The sequence below is a fragment of the Christiangramia fulva genome, assembly GCF_003024155.1.
GTDB classification, from domain to species: domain Bacteria; phylum Bacteroidota; class Bacteroidia; order Flavobacteriales; family Flavobacteriaceae; genus Christiangramia; species Christiangramia fulva.
In genome coordinates this window covers 583,148-601,344 of the sequence record NZ_CP028136.1, presented here as the reverse complement: position 1 = coordinate 601,344, position 18,197 = coordinate 583,148, and the positions used below count along the sequence as shown (strand labels likewise).

Below are 18,197 nucleotides of genomic sequence, written 5' to 3'. Positions count from 1 at the left end.
TTGTAAGAAGGCCGTCGTTTTGACGGTCTTTTTTTTTGCTAAAAATCATAGATGATTATTTCATTTTTATCCCCCTTTACCATGAGCTCAAGATTATCGTCAGTATCGGCATTGGCGATGTCTACAGGAGAAGTGCCAAACACAGGAAAACCTTTCAGCAGTTCTGCATTGGAGTTAAAAAGAAAAACTTTTTGGGTTTGGGTATCGGTGATGGCGATATATGTTTTCCCGTTAACCGAAAATAATTGGGGCCGCGTATAAAGCCCGTAATCAAGTTCGAGGCTTTTCTCATTTATATGCAAAAGATTGTCGGTAAGGTAAACAAGATTGTTATCATTTGCCACCATTTGAAGGTTTTCAGATTGTTCGGCAGCTTGATGATTTACATTGCCTTTTTCATCGATTTTCACAAGATCTCCTGAAGTTACTGAACTAATAAACTGTTGGTTGTGACCGTACCATTCATTTTCTGAAAAATCAAACTTTTCTTTTATGGGAATACGAACATTACCCTGCCTGCTCAAAATTTTTAAAATTCCGAAGCTTTCCAATATCAGAATATAATCCTTAGTGCCAAGACGAATATGTTTTGGAGGAAGGATGATCTCACTTTCCGCTTTTTCAAAATCAAAGCCCCTGATAGCTTTTCCCTTTGGCCCGATCAAATATAAATTTTCACCCTGAACCAGTGCAAACCTGTAGTTTCTGTTCGAATCATAATCAAAAACAGCCAGAGGTTGGGTGAGTTCATTTTTGAATTTTATGGGGAAAGGTTTTACCGTATTTCCATTTCGGTCTAAAATATCAAGTTGAAATGTCGTGGAAAAAGCTAATTGCTGATAGCCGTTCTTAAAAAGGTCGACCTGATGAATAGCTCCATTAATTCTGCTGTCCAGTTGCTTTTTCCAATAGAGATTTCCGTGGTTTGAAAACAGGTATAGCGAATTTTGATCATCCTGTACGGCAATATCCATTTGGTCTGTAAGGTGATTTTTAAAGAAATAAGGACGGATTGCCAGTGGATTATCGGTTTTTATGCTCAGCGTTTGCCGCACTCCCTCTTCAGAATTTTGTGAAGCAGCAGTAGAGAGGATAGCATGAATATGGGAAAAATCCTTTTCGTTGATTAACTGAAGACCCGCCAGTGAATACTTATTAAAGCTGAAATTTGAACCAGTTTCATTCTTTTCTTTGGAAGTATGGAGAGCCGAGAGGTTGTCCAGAAAGAAAAGCGAGCCCTGAGAGGATAGAGACTGGGAAAATTCCTTGAAATATTTCTTTTCACTTAATACTGCAGAATTCTCAAAGGCTGAAATTATATCTTTTAGAACGGTTTCTTTTTCTGAAAACAGTATAAAATGGTTAATGAATGTATAATAATCAACATTTTCTGCCGAAATAAAAGCGGGTAAATCTTCTTTTAAAAAGTCACGGTCTTTTAATTTATACAGTTCCTTATTCCGATATTTTTCTATTAGCTCTCCGAATCCTGCCATCTTTTCTGCAGCGGTTTCAGCTTCTGAAGTATTCAGAATTAAAGCTTTGCCTGAAGGAATGCTTACAACAGAAATAGCGCTGGTAACATTAAAAATATCAAATTTTGGAGCCTTTTTATTATAGGTGCTGGTAAAGAAGCTTGAAAAATCATCAGGGATCAGGCCAATAGATTCCCAATCCCGAACAGGCAGCTCGCGAATTGCGGATGTTGGAGAATTAAGGCTGAGGCCGTTTGCTTTAATTGTTTTCTCATTAATATCAAGATCAGTAAGTGTCCATGCTCCCGGATTTTCGGGAATTTTATAATTAAAATGGGCCAAAAAGCCTTTGGTTGTACTTTCGAGTGCTGAATTTTTAAAAATTAATGAAGTTTTATCGGGATCTGCAGCCTGGACTATTTTGGTAAAATTAGTGTCGGTCAATACTCTTTTTTCTTCCAGCACCTGTTGAAGAATCGCGGGAGAATTGCTTAAAAAGATGAAGTTGTCCTCTTCCTTAGTGTAGAAATTGAGCCCTTCAAGTTCATATTTTAAGTAGGAAAATCCATTTTTTGAAATGCTTTCTATTTGTTTGGATTTTAATTTTTCGATTTTGAAAAGAGAAGAATCCTTTTTGGTTGAAAATAGAAAAGGTTTTTCCTTTTTACCAATATCCCAAAGGCTCAAAATGCTTTCGGAGGAAGGCTTCACAAATTTTAAGAACCAAAACTCCTTCTGAATATCCTGTTTTAACTCAAAGTCATTTGAAGATAAAAATTCATTTTTCCGAAGTTGTTCCTGAAAATGAAGTATATCAGGACTTATAATGATGGATTCTGCTTTTTCAGGGATTCTTTCTTCCAGTCGAAAGGTATCGGTAGATTTCCTGGAGCATGATAAAATAAGCAATGCAACAAGAGGGATGAGCTGCTTTTTCATTGATCGGAAATTTGCCGTAAAAGTACGAAACTTAAAAGTCCATTATCAGCTGTTCAGGTAAAAGCCTGAAACTCTTTCTATGGTAGGGGCAGGGACCATATTCCCGAATAGCCCTGCGATGTTCGGCTGTAGGATATCCTTTGTTTTTCTTCCAGTTGTACATGGGGAATTCGTCATGGATTCTTTGCATGTACTCATCGCGATATGTTTTTGCCAAGATAGAAGCTGCTGCGATTTCCTTGAATTTTCCGTCACCTTTTATGATGCACTCATGCGGGATCTTTCGGAAAGGTTTGAACCTGTTGCCATCAACAATGATACAATCTGGATTTATGCTAATTTGCTCCAGAGCTTTATGCATCGCCAGTATAGAAGCATTGAGAATATTTATCTTATCAATTTCCTCCATGAAAACATGAGCCACCGCAAAGCATACGGCCTCTTTTTCAATAATCTTTTTTAGCAGTTTACGGTTAGCAGAATTTACCTGTTTGGAATCATTAAGTATTTCATTTTTAAAGGAATTAGGTAAAATTATGGCCGCAGCCGTTACAGGCCCGGCGAGACAGCCGCGACCGGCTTCATCGGTTCCGGCGATTGTTAATTTTAAATTGTAAGATTGCAACATTGGGTGCAATTTTAATAAAATTTTTAGACTCGGAAAACCAGAATTGTGTAATACCTTCAATTCTTGTGTCGATATTGCTCATAGAACATAAGTTAAAAAAAGCTTCTGTTTGGATTATTAAGAAATTATTATGATTTTTGGCGCTGGCTAATTCAAATTTAACGAATAATGAAAAAAAGATTAAATGGATTTCTAACACTTTTATTAGTGTTGGTGGTGCAAATTGCGTTTGCACAGGAAAGAACAATCACCGGGACGGTAGTTGGAGAAAATGGTCTCCCATTACTTGGAGTGAATGTTTTAGTTAAAGGTACGGAGGTTGGTACGCAGACGGATTTTGATGGAATGTACAAAATTGAAGCTTCCCAAGGAGATGTTTTGGTTTTTTCTTTTATTGGAATGGAAAGAACTGAAAAAACCGTTGGGGCTGAAAATATCATTAATGTTACCATGGTTCCGGATGCACAATCTCTTCAAGAAGTTATTGTAGTAGGATACGGTGAACAAACAAGAAAATCACTAACTACTGCAGTAGCTAAAGTAGATGGTGAACAAATAAAAAGTATCGCTACTCCAACAATATCCGGTGCTTTGCAGGGTTCAGCAAATGGTTTGCAGGTAAATCAAAACTCTGGAGCACCAGGTGGAGGTTTTTCAGTACGTGTTCGGGGAGCTAGTTCTATAAGTGGATCTAATGAGCCGCTTTATGTTGTAGATGGAGTGCCGATTTTGTCAGGTAGTATTGGAGAAAATGACTTTTTTGGAGGTCAAAACAACGATGTTCTGGCAAACATCAATTTCTCGGATATTGAATCGATCCAGGTTTTAAAAGATGCTTCTTCTGCTGCCATTTATGGTGCTAGAGGTGCTAATGGGGTGGTTCTGATTACCACCAAAAGAGGAAAAGCTGGAAAGACCTCTGTAGAGATTAATTCCTATGCAGGTTTCCAGGAGCCTATCAACAAGTATGAACTTTTCACTGCCGGGCAGTATTACGAGTTTGGAGACAGAGCTTTTGAAAGTGCTTTTGGTGTACCAGGTATGCTTTCTAAAGGTATGATTCTGGGAGAGAATATTCTTGAAAGAGAAGGTGCTGCTAGCTTGGAAGATCTGTATGCTATGGATTTTGGAGATAATTATATTGACGCAGTTTACCGTAATAGTGCAGTTTTGGTGAGACAGACCGATGTTACAATAAGCGGAGGATCTGATAGAGCGCGTTTCTATACCAACTTCACAGATTTTAATCAGGAGGGTGCCATAAAATCGCAATTGTTCAAAAGAAGGTCATTGTCTTTTAATGCTAACTTCAAGGCCAATGAAAAATTAGATTTGGATGCCGGAGTTAGTATTACCCAATCTTTCAATAGAAGGGTGAACGGCGATAATAACATTTATGGAGTTCTTTCTACGGCGGTGCTTGAGAGGCCAGGTGAGGATCTTTTTAATGAAGATGGAACCTATAATACTAGTTCGTTTATATTTTCCAATCCTTTACAAAATGCCTTGGTAGATAAATCAACCTCTGAAAACTTGAGGATCTTCTCTAATTTAGGGTTACGCTATGAAATTTACAAGGATTTAAGTTTCTATTCTAAGGCCTCCTTAGAGCGTCTTGACTATAATGAATTAGTTTTTAATCCTGCTACTACCAGGAGAGGCCAAGGATCTAATGGCTATTCATACAAAGGGGTATATCAAATAAACCGCTGGAATGTCACTAATACTTTGAATTATAGTAAAGATGTTGGGAACTTTGATTTCACCGGGTTATTAGGTTTTTCATTCGAAGGAACTAATACAGAAACTACACAGGTGGATGGGAATCAAATTCCTGCTGGTTTAGAGCTTCCAGGTAATGCCGCTGTGCCTACCACAGCCTATAATGCCATCGATGAAAATAAATTGTTTTCTTACTTTGGACGAGCAGGCGTGTCTTATTTAGACAAAATATTTTTTGAAGGAACCTTAAGAGCAGATGCCTCTTCAGTTTTTGGTGCCGGTCAGCAAATAGGATATTTCCCGGCTGTTTCTGGAGCGTATATCATTTCCGATGAAGATTTCTTCAAGAATAAAACTTTAACAAATTGGAAACTACGTGCTTCTTGGGGACAAACCGGAAACTCTACCGGTTTAGGTAATTATGGATCAAGAGGTTTGGCCTATGTACGATCTTATGAGGGTAATCCTGGGCTTGGTGTTGGACAATTGGCAGCTCCTGATCTTTCATGGGAAACTACTACGCAGGTGAATGTGGGAACAGATATCACCTTATTTGATAGGATAGATCTTACCTACGATTATTATGTAAAGACAACTGATGACCTACTTTTAAGCCGTCCTTTGAGAAACTCCTCTGGATTTACGTCAGTAGCAGCTAATGTTGGTAAAGTGGAAAACAGAGGTCATGAGATATCTTTAAATGCGCGAATTTTTCAAGGTGATTTTAATTGGACCACTCAGTTTCAGGCGGCATATAATAAGAACGAAATTCTTTCTTTAGAGAAAGATGCTGCCGGGGAATTCATTCCAATCGACAGAGGATTTGCTACAAGGCTTGCCGTAGGTCAATCTCTAAGTGCATTTTATGGTTTACAGGCTGATGGTATTTATAGAGAAGGCGATGATATACCAGAAGCTTTGGCTGCAAGAGGTATTGGCCCTGGGGATGTCAAGTATATTGATATCAATGGTGATGGCAACATTAACGCTAACGACAGAACCTTTATTGGTAATGCTCTTCCTAAATGGACTGGAAATTTTAGAAATACATTTAGATGGAACAATTTTGATCTGTCTGCAAACCTTCAGTTTGAGTATGACAAGGATATATATAACAACAGTTTAGGTTTTGCTGGTGCTTCAGGTTCATACCTATTTAATAAATTCGCTTCTCAATTAGATTATTATACTGAAGATAATCAAGATGCGACATTACCCGCACCTCGCTACGGAAGTAGACAATCCTATAATAACCAGGATTCTGATAGGTTCATTGAAGATGCTTCTTACGTGCGTTTGAAAGAAGTTGTTTTGGGTTATACTCTGAATCCTGAAATCAACGGTACTCCTATCTCATTACGAATTTATATAGGAGGAGATAATCTTTGGACGGAGACTGATTATACCGGCCTTGATCCTGAAGTTAATGCCTTTGGTAGTGATAATGCAGCGAGAGGGACTGACTTCTTTACGCAAGGTTTGAACAAAGTGTATAAAGTTGGTGTCAATCTTAAATTTTAAACGAAAAAAGATGAAAAAAATAAAAAATATTATTTTACTCTTTGCAATAGCTATAGGTCTTAGCTCATGTGCAGATAATTTTATAGAAACTGAACCTACTACGGCTGTAAGCCCGGAAGCTCTTATTACTGATATTCCTTCAGCGCGAGGTGCTGTAAATGGCTTGTATGACCGTTTACAGCAAACTTATGTGACCGGTGGTTATAATGCCTTTTTGACAGGGCTTTTCGCAGATGAACTTTCTCATGTCGGATCATTTCCTTCATTAGCAGAATTTGCAAGTAATGATATAGATTTGAATAATATTGAAAATACTAGATATTGGACAGACCATTTTGAAACTATCAATGCAGCAAATATAATTATTGATAAATTGCAAGAAGTCGATATTGACAGTGAGGTTTCGGCAGAATTAACTGCACAGGCAAAAGCTGTGAGAGCTTTTATGTACTATAGACTAGTAAAAGTGTACGGTGGAGTTCCATTAGCTTTGACAGGAAATCTTTCTGCAACAGATATTGACAAAAATCCACTTGCTAGATCCTCAGAATCTGAGGTGTACGACCAAATTATGCAGGACCTTAGTGATGCATTGGCAGATATTCGACCAAGCGGAAGTCTTTACTTTTTCAATGAAAACTCTGTGAGGGTTTTAAAAGCTTTGGTAGAAATGGAGCTGGAAAAATATCCGGAAGCTGAGGCTACTTTAGCGCCGGTGATTGGAGAATACACACTTGCAAATAGTTACGCCGATCTTTTTGGGGGTAATGCAAATACTCAAGAAGGTATCTTTGCTATTAATTTTGCTGACTTTGATGGAAATTCATACGCCTTCTACTACTTGGAATCGGGAGGACGTTATGAGGTAGCTCCAAGTGGAGATCTTTTGGCGGCTTTTGAAGAGGGAGATAATAGGACAAGTCAAATCATCGGGGAAGATCCGCAGATCTTCAAATTCAAAGATCCTGGGAGTGGGAGTGATGATGTTTATATTTTTAGATATTCACATGTTTTGTTAATGCAAGCCGAATTATTAGCACGCAAAGGTGATGCGACAGCATCTGATTATATAAATATGGTAAGAAATCGTGCTGGATTGGGGGATGTAAATTTAGATTCTAGCAATTTTATTGATCTAATAGCACATGAGAGATTTGTTGAATTTTATGGAGAGGATACAGATCGTTTGTTTACCTTAACTAGACTGGGGATTGCAGATGAGGAAATTTCCTCTAAGGATAATAATACTTTTATTCCTGAAAGAAATAATCTTTGGCCGATTCCGCAGCAAGAGATTGAAAGAAATTCGGCAATTTCAATTGAAGACCAAAACCCTGGTTATTAATTATAATAATTCTGAAATAGAAAGCCACCCGTCAACGCGGGTGGCTTTTTGTTTTTTAGAAACTTCCTTTATCTTGAACTAATTATTCTATTTTTGCCGAAGAGCATATTTTGATGAAAAAGATTTTATTTGTTTTCTTCTTTTTAATGACGGCCATGCTTTGGTCTCAACGTACTGGCCAGAAGGAGCGTCCTGAAAGTCTTCGTAAGATGGATACGGCAAAGGAAAAAAAGGCCCCCATCAATCTCTACAAGATCATCACCTCTGAGAATGATACCACTTATGTTGATACGACCTTAACCATCCTTAAGGACTATAAATTTAACTACCTTAGAAAAGACAATTTCGAATTATTACCCTTTTCAAATACTGGACAAACCTATAATAGCCTTAGTTATCAAAAAGATTACGAAGAGACTTTTCCCAAATTTGGCGCCAGGGCCCGGCATTTTAATTTCATGGAGGCTGAAGATATAAATTATTATTATGTCCCTACCCCCTTTACCGAGCTATACTTCAAAACGGTGCCTGAACAGGGACAGCAACTGGATGCTTTTTTTACCGTAAATACCACTCCAAACCTTAATTTCAGTATTGCTTATAAAGGAACTCGTGCTCTCGGGAAATATCAGCATATTCTAACCAGTACAGGGAATTTACGAATGACCATTAATTATAGTTCAGATAGTAACAGGTATTATGCCAAGGCTCATTTTGTTTCTCAGGACCTTCTAAATGAGGAAAATGGAGGGCTCACCGAACAGGCTATTCAGCAATATATTAATAAAGAACCTGAATTTGAAGATCGTTCAGTACTGGCAGTGAATTTTGAAAATGCTGAAAGTACCCTTTTTGGCAAAAGATTTTACATTGACCATGAGTTCGTGCTGAATAATCCTTTAGACTCCATCAACCGGCTTAGCATTGGGCATATTCTGAACTATAATTATGAAAAGTTCGTTTTTACCCAGAGTGCCGCAGAAAAAGGAATTTTTGGCGAGTCTTTTGAATCGAGCAATCTCAATGATAAAACTCGAATGGAAAAGCTGCTGAATGAACTTAGCCTTAATTATTCCAATCGAACACTGGGAAAATTGTCGTTTATGGCGGGGTATACCGGCTATAAATATGGTTATAATTCGGTTTATATCAAGCCGGGAGACACTATAGGAAATAAACTTACAGGAGATATTATACACATTGGCGGTAATTTCAAAAAACAAATTGGCGGTTTTGGTCTTGAAGCGAGTGCACAACTTCATGTAACTGGGGATTTTCCGGGAAATTTTCTGGAAGCTTCGGCTTTTTACGAATATGACCGAAATAATTATTTGAGGTTTGGAATTAATCAAAATAGTCGAAAACCCAATTTTAATTTCCTTCTTTATCAGAGTGATTATATCAACTATAACTGGCAAAATAGTTTTAATAATGAGATCGCTCAGCGCCTTTTTGGGGATTTCCATTCTGAAAAATTCGGAAATCTTTTCGGTAGTTTATCTCAAATTCAGAATTATACCTATTTTACCGAAAATGACCTGGGAAATGTAAAACCTTTTCAGGCTGACGGGCAGGTTCGTTATCTTAAAATAAAAGCTGAAAAAGGCCTCGATTTTGGCGTTTTTGGGATTTATAATACGCTTATGTATCAGAATGTGCTGCAGGGGACTGATGTTTTGAATCTTCCGGAGATCGTTACGCGTAATTCCATTTATTATAAAGATTACTGGTTCAATAAGGCCCTTTATTTACAAACAGGTTTTACATTCAAGTATTTTAGTAAATATCAAATGGATGCTTATAATCCTGTTTTAGCAGAATTTTATGTGCAAAATGAACAGGAGCTTGGAGGTTACCCCGTTGTTGACTTCTTTTTCAATGCAAAAATTGATCAGGCGAGAATATTTTTCAAGCTGCAGCATTTAAATGATCTCATCCAGGGTAATAATAATTTTACCGCTCCAGGTTACCCGTATACCGATTTTCTGATTCGTTTTGGGTTAGTATGGGACTTTTTTCTTTAGAAAATCATCATTTAAATTGCTGAAATTTCTCCTTTTTAGCTTGATATGCTATTAAAGCATTATCCGGACATTCTGTTTTATTGTTTTTCTTCAAAGTTTTACTGAAAAATATAGAATTAAGATAAAAATCTGAAAAAAGATGTTTGCCTATTGTACAATCTAAAATCGGGTGTATATTTGCACCCGCTTTCTCAGGGAAGCTTAGTTCATTGAAGGGGTAGTTTGATTATAGAAGCGGGGAAAGTTAGCGATTTTTCATAAGGTAAAAAGGTGCTAAGATTTTTTTAAAAAATAAAGTTTAAAAAGTTTTGGTTGGAAAAGAAAAGTCGTTGTATATTTGCACCCGCTTTGAAAAACAAGCGACGTTCTAAAAGAGAGATAAAGAAAACAAAAACCACCCGGATGGGGGGAGAAGGGGTTCGAGTCCTCGGGTTTTGGCAAGACAGTGATCAATTAACAATGATCAATAAGCAATGAGAAGTTGTGATAATTGTTAACTGTTAATTGATAATTGGTTCATTGACATATTGAATTGACAGGGATTACATTATAAAGATGTAATCAAGTATATAAGAATTAAGACAAAAAGACGTCAACTGAGCAATTTCTACTAGTAGTTGTTAAGAGATATAAGAATTAACGATGAAGAGTTTGATCCTGGCTCAGGATGAACGCTAGCGGCAGGCCTAACACATGCAAGTCGAACGGTAACAGGGATTAGCCTAGCTAATTTGCTGACGAGTGGCGCACGGGTGCGTAACGCGTATACAATCTACCTTCAAACGGGGGATAGCCCATGGAAACGTGGATTAATACCCCATGGTATTATCGGTTCACCTGGACTGGTAATTAAACATTTATGGTTTGAAGATGAGTATGCGTCCTATTAGCTAGATGGTAAGGTAACGGCTTACCATGGCGACGATAGGTAGGGGTCCTGAGAGGGAGATCCCCCACACTGGTACTGAGACACGGACCAGACTCCTACGGGAGGCAGCAGTGAGGAATATTGGACAATGGAGGCAACTCTGATCCAGCCATGCCGCGTGCAGGAAGACTGCCCTATGGGTTGTAAACTGCTTTTATACGGGAAGAATCACTCTCACGTGTTGAGGGCATGACGGTACCGTATGAATAAGGATCGGCTAACTCCGTGCCAGCAGCCGCGGTAATACGGAGGATCCAAGCGTTATCCGGAATCATTGGGTTTAAAGGGTCCGTAGGCGGGACAATAAGTCAGTGGTGAAAGTCTTCCGCTTAACGGGAGAATTGCCATTGATACTGTTGTTCTTGAGTTGTTATGAAGTGGTTGGAATGTGTAGTGTAGCGGTGAAATGCATAGATATTACACAGAACACCTATTGCGAAGGCAGATCACTAATAACCAACTGACGCTGATGGACGAAAGCGTAGGTAGCGAACAGGATTAGATACCCTGGTAGTCTACGCCGTAAACGATGGTCACTAGCTGTCCGGCCTAATTGAGGGCTGGGTGGCCAAGCGAAAGTGATAAGTGACCCACCTGGGGAGTACGTTCGCAAGAATGAAACTCAAAGGAATTGACGGGGGCCCGCACAAGCGGTGGAGCATGTGGTTTAATTCGATGATACGCGAGGAACCTTACCAGGGCTTAAATGCAGTCTGACAGGTCTGGAAACAGATTTTTCTTCGGACAGATTGCAAGGTGCTGCATGGTTGTCGTCAGCTCGTGCCGTGAGGTGTCAGGTTAAGTCCTATAACGAGCGCAACCCCTTTCGTTAGTTGCCAGCGAGTGAAGTCGGGAACTCTAACGAGACTGCCGGTGCAAACCGAGAGGAAGGTGGGGATGACGTCAAATCATCACGGCCCTTACGTCCTGGGCCACACACGTGCTACAATGGTAGGGACAGAGGGCAGCTACCCCGTGAGGGGATGCGAATCTTGAAACCCTATCACAGTTCGGATCGCAGTCTGCAACTCGACTGCGTGAAGCTGGAATCGCTAGTAATCGCACATCAGCCATGGTGCGGTGAATACGTTCCCGGGCCTTGTACACACCGCCCGTCAAGCCATGGAAGCCGGGGGTACCTGAAGTCGGTCACCGCAAGGAGCCGCCTAGGGTAAGACTGGTAACTGGGGCTAAGTCGTAACAAGGTAGCCGTACCGGAAGGTGCGGCTGGAACACCTCCTTTCTAGAGCAACGCACGCTTATACGTGCTAGCGCAATTACTGGAAACAAAGGAAGTGTAAAGAAGGCCTCTTTGGTCTTGATTCTTATCTGTCAATTTGATTAAAAATAGCGATAAGCCAAAAGCAGTAAGCTATAAGCCAAAAGAGGCTTAGGGCTGAGAGCTTAACGCTTAAAGCTGTTAAGGACAGTCTCATAGCTCAGCTGGTTAGAGCGCTACACTGATAATGTAGAGGTCGGCAGTTCGAGTCTGCCTGAGACTACTCGTAGAGTAGGCGCAGGGAGCGAGAAGTTTACCCTGAGCGAAGTCGAAGGGAGTCTGCCTGAGACTACTCGTAGAGTAGGCGCAGGGAGCGGGAAGTTTACCCTGAGCGAAGTCGAAGGGAGTCTGCCTGAGACTACTAATCGCGCACAGCGCGATAGTTATGAGTTAAAAGTTCTGAGTTCAGAGTTTTTGCTCAAAGGCAACTAAGTTCATAAAAAAGTATTGAAAGGAAATTCTAGAAGCTAAGAATTCTAATTCTAAATTCTGAATTCTAAATTCGGAATTCAAATGGGGGATTAGCTCAGCTGGCTAGAGCGCCTGCCTTGCACGCAGGAGGTCATCGGTTCGACTCCGATATTCTCCACCTACGCTCACCGAAGTGAGCTTCGGTGGACTAAGGTCCACAGAAGGTTACGAAGGCGAGCCTCGCATAGAGCGATCTATCGAGTAAACGTTCATTGACATATTGAAGAAACAAAGAATACGAGAACACAAATAGATAGAACTATTTTAAGTAAGTAATACATTAAAAATTCCGGGCTATAGGCGCGAGCCATTGGTCCGGGACGAGCATTAGAAGCAAAACGCATACAAGCTAGATAAGGGCGTATGGGGGATGCCTAGGCTCTCAGAGGCGAAGAAGGACGTGATAAGCTGCGAAAAGTCGTGGGGATTGGCACATACAAATTGATCCGCGAATATCCGAATGGGGCAACCCACTATACTGAAGGTATAGTACCCGACTTGTCGGGGGCAAACCCGGGGAACTGAAACATCTAAGTACCCGGAGGAAGAGAAAACAACAGTGATTGCGCTAGTAGCGGCGAGCGAACGCGCAAAAGCCCAAACCAATGAGTTTACGGACTTATTGGGGTAGTAGGACTGCGATATGGGTTGTATAAGGAACTAGAATCATCTGGAAAGATGAGCCATAGACGGTGACAGCCCGGTATAGAGAACTTGATACAATCTTAGCAGTATCCTGAGTAGTGCGGGGCACGAGAAACCCTGTATGAATCTGGCGGGACCATCCGCTAAGGCTAAATACTCCTGAGAGACCGATAGTGAACCAGTACCGTGAGGGAAAGGTGAAAAGAACCCTGAACAAGGGAGTGAAAAAGAACCTGAAACCATACGCTTACAAGCGGTCGGAGTCCGCCAATGGCGGATGACGGCGTGCCTTTTGCATAATGAGCCTACGAGTTAACGTTTCCAGCAAGGTTAAGCACTTAAGGTGTGGAGCCGTAGCGAAAGCGAGTCTGAATAGGGCGAGATTCATCCTTAGGGGATGAAAGCGCACTTGTGCGCTTAGTTGGTAGTGTTAGACGCGAAACCGTGTGATCTACCCTTGGGCAGGTTGAAGCTGTGGTAACACATAGTGGAGGACCGAACCCGTTGACGTTGAAAAGTCTTGGGATGACCTGAGGGTAGGGGTGAAAGGCCAATCAAACTCGGAAATAGCTCGTACTCCCCGAAATGCATTTAGGTGCAGCGATATAGTTAGTTTTATAGAGGTAGAGCTACTGATTGGATGCGGGGGCTTCACCGCCTACCAATTCCTGACAAACTCCGAATGCTATAAAATGATGCATATCAGTGAGGGCATGGGTGCTAAGGTCCATGTCCGAGAGGGAAAGAACCCAGACCATCAGCTAAGGTCCCCAAATGTATGTTAAGTTGAAGAAACGCGGTTGAACTGCCCAGACAGCTAGGATGTTGGCTTGGAAGCAGCCATTCATTTAAAGAGTGCGTAACAGCTCACTAGTCGAGCGGTTCGGCATGGATAATAATCGGGCATAAACATACTACCGAAGCTATGGATTTCATACAAAGGTATGGAGTGGTAGGGGAGCATTGTAATGGGGTTGAAGGTGAACTGCGAGGTTTGCTGGACTAATTACAAAAGAAAATGTAGGCATAAGTAACGATAATGCAGGCGAGAAACCTGCACACCGAAAGACCAAGGTTTCCTCAGCTATGCTAATCAGCTGAGGGTTAGTCGGGTCCTAAGGCGAACCCGAAGGGGGTAGTCGATGGACAAGCAGTTAATATTCTGCTACTTGCCCCACGTTAAAAGCGGACGGAGGCGTAAAGTTGGTGCGTACTGACGGAATAGTACGTTGAAGCCAGTGGTAACACGGCGATAGTACACCAAAGCTACGGCGGCGGTGATAATCCAGCGGCGCGACTTCCAAGAAAAGCGAGTGGAGGCAACCCGTACCGTAAACCGACACAGGTAGTTGGGAAGAGAATTCTAAGGTGCTCGAGAGATTCATGGCTAAGGAACTAGGCAAAATTGGCCCGTAACTTCGGGAGAAGGGTCGCCCCGAGCAATCGGGGCCGCAGTGAAAAGATCCAGGCGACTGTTTATCAAAAACACAGGGCTCTGCTAAATCGAAAGATGACGTATAGGGCCTGACACCTGCCCGGTGCTGGAAGGTTAAGGGGAGACGTCATCCGCCATTGGCGGAGAAGCGTTCAACTGAAGCCCCAGTAAACGGCGGCCGTAACTATAACGGTCCTAAGGTAGCGAAATTCCTTGTCGGGTAAGTTCCGACCTGCACGAATGGTGCAACGATCTGGATACTGTCTCAGCCATGAGCTCGGTGAAATTGTAGTATCGGTGAAGATGCCGATTACCCGCTACGGGACGAAAAGACCCCGTGCACCTTTACTATAGCTTAGTATTGACTTTGAACAAGTGATGTGTAGGATAGGTAGGAGACTTTGAAGCAGCCTCGCCAGGGGTTGTGGAGTCGTTGTTGAAATACTACCCTTTACTTGTTTAGAGCCTAACCCCGAGAACTTGGGGGACAGTGCTTGGTGGGTAGTTTGACTGGGGTGGTCGCCTCCAAAAGAGTAACGGAGGCTTCTAAAGGTTCCCTCAGCACGCTTGGTAACCGTGCGTAGAGTGCAATGGCAAAAGGGAGCTTGACTGAGAGACATACAGGTCGATCAGGTACGAAAGTAGAGCATAGTGATCCGGTGGCACCGCATGGAAGGGCCATCGCTCAAAGGATAAAAGGTACGCCGGGGATAACAGGCTGATCTCCCCCAAGAGCTCACATCGACGGGGGGGTTTGGCACCTCGATGTCGGCTCGTCACATCCTGGGGCTGGAGAAGGTCCCAAGGGTTGGGCTGTTCGCCCATTAAAGTGGCACGCGAGCTGGGTTCAGAACGTCGTGAGACAGTTCGGTCTCTATCTGTAGTGGGCGTTAGAAATTTGAGTGGACCTGACTCTAGTACGAGAGGACCGAGTTGGACCAACCTCTGGTGTACCAGTTGTTCCGCCAGGAGCACTGCTGGGTAGCTACGTTGGGAAGGGATAAGCGCTGAAAGCATATAAGCGCGAAACCCACCACAAGATGAGATTTCTTTAAAGGACCGTGGGAGACTACCACGTTGATAGGCCACAGGTGTAAGAGCAGTAATGTTTGTAGCCGAGTGGTACTAATACTCCGTAAAGCTTGATGCGCAAGGCCCCTTCTAAAGGAGGGGCCGGTAATGCTTTTAGCATGTAAAGCTGCTGTGTTTTAAGTGTTTTTTGTTTCTTTAAGTATGTCAAGATATTGGTCCGCAAAGCGGACAGTTAAAAAGTGAAAGAGTGAATAAGTTAAAAGAGCTTTTCTTTACAACTTTAGAACCTTTGAAACTTTCTAACTCAAAATTTAAGGTGGCTATAGCAACGGGGCTCACCTCTTCCCATTCCGAACAGAGAAGTTAAGCCCGTTAGCGCCGATGGTACTGCTTCTTGTGGGAGAGTAGGTCGCCGCCTTGTTCTTGAAACCCTTCATCTTAAACGGTGAAGGGTTTTTTTATGCTTAAAAATTACTTCCAGACCTACAACGCCTTCGCTGATATTGATCGCGCCAGTGTATCCCTGCCTCCCCAGTGGACAGCTCGGGGTCGAAGACTGAAATCTTCAATTAATGATAAAAAAATCATCTATTAAGAATTAGGGTAAAATAAAAAATTGTATCTTGAGCTAATACTTTTTATAAAAAATTACTTAACATACATATTTATGAAAAAAATTATCTTTCTTTTGCTTTTCAGTACGGGATTGTTCGCTCAAAATATTCCAACGCGCTGGGATGAATTAACAGCCAGCGACTGGCCTAAGGCGCTTGAAAAATCAAACCGAACTATTATTCTTCCTATAGGAATATTGGAAAAGCATGGGCCGCATGCCCCAATAGGGTCAGATTTGATAAGGGCCAGGCAATGGGCCAAACGAGCTGCCGAAATTGAATATGCGGTCATTTTCCCAGATTATTTTTACGGCCAGGTTAATGAGGCAAAACATATTCAGGGTACCTTTTCACTACCAAGCGACCTTACTATGGAACTTTTAGAAGCAACCTGTAAGGAAATCGCAAGAAACGGATTTAATAAGATCCTTATAGTTAATACCCATGGTGGAAATCCTTCCATGCTCAGGTATTTTGTACAAAATCAAATGGAAAGTCAGCGGGATTATGCAGTTTATTTTTTCGATCCGGGAGCAGATCCTGAATATGAAAAGAAACTTGCTGAGCTAAGAAAATCTGACGCTTCCCAGGATATGCATGCTGGAGAAAGGGAAACTTCTGAGCTATTGTATCTGAGGCCTGAGCTGGTACAGTTAGACCGCGCAACCAGCGAGTCTGGAGCAGATCAAAAACGTTTAAAAGAGATACCTGATGTCTATAGAGGTATTTGGTGGTACGCTTCTTTTCCGAATCATTATGCGGGAAGGGGCGAGACAGGAACGAAAGAACTGGGTAAATTAGTTACCGATCATGCTGTTAATTCAATAGCCACCGCTTTAAAAGCTATAAAAGAAGATACTACAACCCTGGAGCTTCAAAAGAAGTATTTTGAGGATGTCAAAAAAGCTGCTGATAAATAATTAAATTTCAGACAAATACTTTTCATATTAATCAAGGAAACCCTTCAACGTTGAAGGGTTTTTTTATGCGGTGAAAGAGCGCTTCAGATCAATTTTTGGGCGGTATCATGAATATTTGTGAGTAATTTCTGCATTTTTTAATATTTCTTTAAGAACACCATCCCCCGTTCTTTCGTTATACTTGTACCGAAATCTAAATTCTTTCCAATCCTAACTCCATTATTAATTTAAAATAGTAACTAATTTTTACATTAAAAGTAATTAAGTATGGTAGTAAAGAATCTTTTTAAAATTTGTTTTTTATCGGTGGTGGTCCTGTTATCTTCATGTTCAAAGGAAGATGATTCAGTAGATAATCCCGATAATGCAACAGGAAATTCAACGGCAGTTTATCTTACCGATGCCCCCGTGGACGATGCTAATGTAGAAGCGGTTTTTATTACCGTTTCTGAAGTTAAGGTCAACGGTAAGGCAGTAGATAATTTTGAGAAAACCACTCTTGAAATTAGTAGTTTAACCAATGGTAAAACTGAGCTGTTAGGCCAATTAAACCTGGATGCCGGAATGACAAACGATATCACTCTGGTTCTATCAGGAAGCGATGCTTCCGGAAATTCTCTGGGTAATTATGTGGTCCTTAATGGTGGTTCCAAAGAAGAGATTGCTGGAGACATGGAAATTAATTTAAATGATAATGCTGCAGTTATTCAGGATACCGAAAATGAGATCGTACTGGATTTTGACCTGCGTAAAAGTTTAAAAGCCAATAATGGTGATTATTCTTTAGTGTCTGAAAGCAAGCTCGAGAATAACATTAGCGCGGTAAATACCCTGAACGCCGGAGCTGTTAAAGGGCAGGTAGACAATACCTCTGAAGCCAATGGCGATGTAGTGGTGGCCTATGCTTATAAAAAAGGTGAATTCAATAGTTCTGAAAAAGATGCGAACGGCGACGGCATTCGTTTTTCGAATGCTGCAAGTAGTGCTGTAGTATCTGAATCATCGGGTAATTTCGAAATTCATTTTCTGGAAGAAGGCGATTATGAATTACATTTTGCTTCCTATTCCGATTCAGATTCTGATGGCAATTTAGAATTTAAGGGAATGGTTTCTGCCAGTACGGCAAGCAGCCTTGATCTTTCCGGATTTACGGTTACTGCCGGTTCTGAAGTGAACCTGGAAATTTCTTTTACCGGATTATTAGGATTATAAGTATTAA

General features: G+C 41.2%; 7 protein-coding genes, 2 tRNA genes and 3 rRNA genes. 10 read left to right on the top strand and 2 right to left on the bottom strand.

The window, feature by feature from the left end; genetic code table 11:
• Window positions 1–38: 38 nt before the first annotated feature.
• Entirely contained in the window at window positions 39–2,414 is a 2,376-nt protein-coding gene (locus C7S20_RS02830; RefSeq protein WP_107011054.1) for a hypothetical protein, read from the bottom strand.
• A 31-nt stretch (window positions 2,415–2,445) separates the two neighbouring features.
• The gene (locus C7S20_RS02825; protein ID WP_107011053.1) at window positions 2,446–3,042 is read right to left on the bottom strand and encodes a ribonuclease HII; all 597 of its coding nucleotides are present in this window, start codon (window positions 3,040–3,042) and stop codon (window positions 2,446–2,448) included.
• Between the two features lie 168 nt (window positions 3,043–3,210).
• Here C7S20_RS02825 and C7S20_RS02820 point away from each other — a divergent pair, with 168 nt between their 5' ends.
• The 10 genes from C7S20_RS02820 to C7S20_RS02775 all read left to right on the top strand — a co-directional run bounded on the left by C7S20_RS02820 (window position 3,211) and on the right by C7S20_RS02775 (window position 18,190).
• Window positions 3,211–6,285, top strand: a complete 3,075-nt coding sequence (locus tag C7S20_RS02820) for a SusC/RagA family TonB-linked outer membrane protein (RefSeq protein ID WP_107011052.1) — start codon at window positions 3,211–3,213, stop codon at window positions 6,283–6,285.
• Window positions 6,286–6,295: 10 nt separating this feature from the next.
• Window positions 6,296–7,630: a RagB/SusD family nutrient uptake outer membrane protein gene (locus tag C7S20_RS02815; protein ID WP_159039858.1), complete on the top strand. Its 1,335-nt coding sequence runs from the start codon at window positions 6,296–6,298 to the stop codon at window positions 7,628–7,630.
• A 113-nt stretch (window positions 7,631–7,743) separates the two neighbouring features.
• Window positions 7,744–9,654: a putative porin gene (locus tag C7S20_RS02810; RefSeq protein WP_107011050.1), complete on the top strand. Its 1,911-nt coding sequence runs from the start codon at window positions 7,744–7,746 to the stop codon at window positions 9,652–9,654.
• Between the two features lie 639 nt (window positions 9,655–10,293).
• A 16S ribosomal RNA gene (locus tag C7S20_RS02805) occupies window positions 10,294–11,825 on the top strand.
• A 185-nt stretch (window positions 11,826–12,010) separates the two neighbouring features.
• A tRNA-Ile gene (locus C7S20_RS02800) sits at window positions 12,011–12,084 on the top strand.
• Between the two features lie 292 nt (window positions 12,085–12,376).
• Window positions 12,377–12,450: transfer RNA gene (locus tag C7S20_RS02795), tRNA-Ala, on the top strand.
• A 223-nt stretch (window positions 12,451–12,673) separates the two neighbouring features.
• A 23S ribosomal RNA gene (locus C7S20_RS02790) occupies window positions 12,674–15,562 on the top strand.
• A gap of 194 nt (window positions 15,563–15,756) precedes the next feature.
• Window positions 15,757–15,865: ribosomal RNA gene (gene rrf / locus C7S20_RS02785) — 5S ribosomal RNA — on the top strand.
• The 16S, 23S and 5S rRNA genes sit together here with 2 tRNA genes alongside, the layout of an rRNA operon.
• A 246-nt stretch (window positions 15,866–16,111) precedes the next feature.
• On the top strand, window positions 16,112–16,978 hold the full coding sequence (locus C7S20_RS02780) for a creatininase family protein (RefSeq protein ID WP_107011049.1): 867 nt from the start codon (window positions 16,112–16,114) through the stop codon (window positions 16,976–16,978).
• Window positions 16,979–17,245: 267 nt separating this feature from the next.
• Window positions 17,246–18,190 (top strand): DUF4382 domain-containing protein, encoded by a 945-nt coding sequence (locus C7S20_RS02775; protein ID WP_107011048.1) that lies wholly within the window; start codon window positions 17,246–17,248, stop codon window positions 18,188–18,190.
• Window positions 18,191–18,197 lie beyond the last annotated feature (7 nt).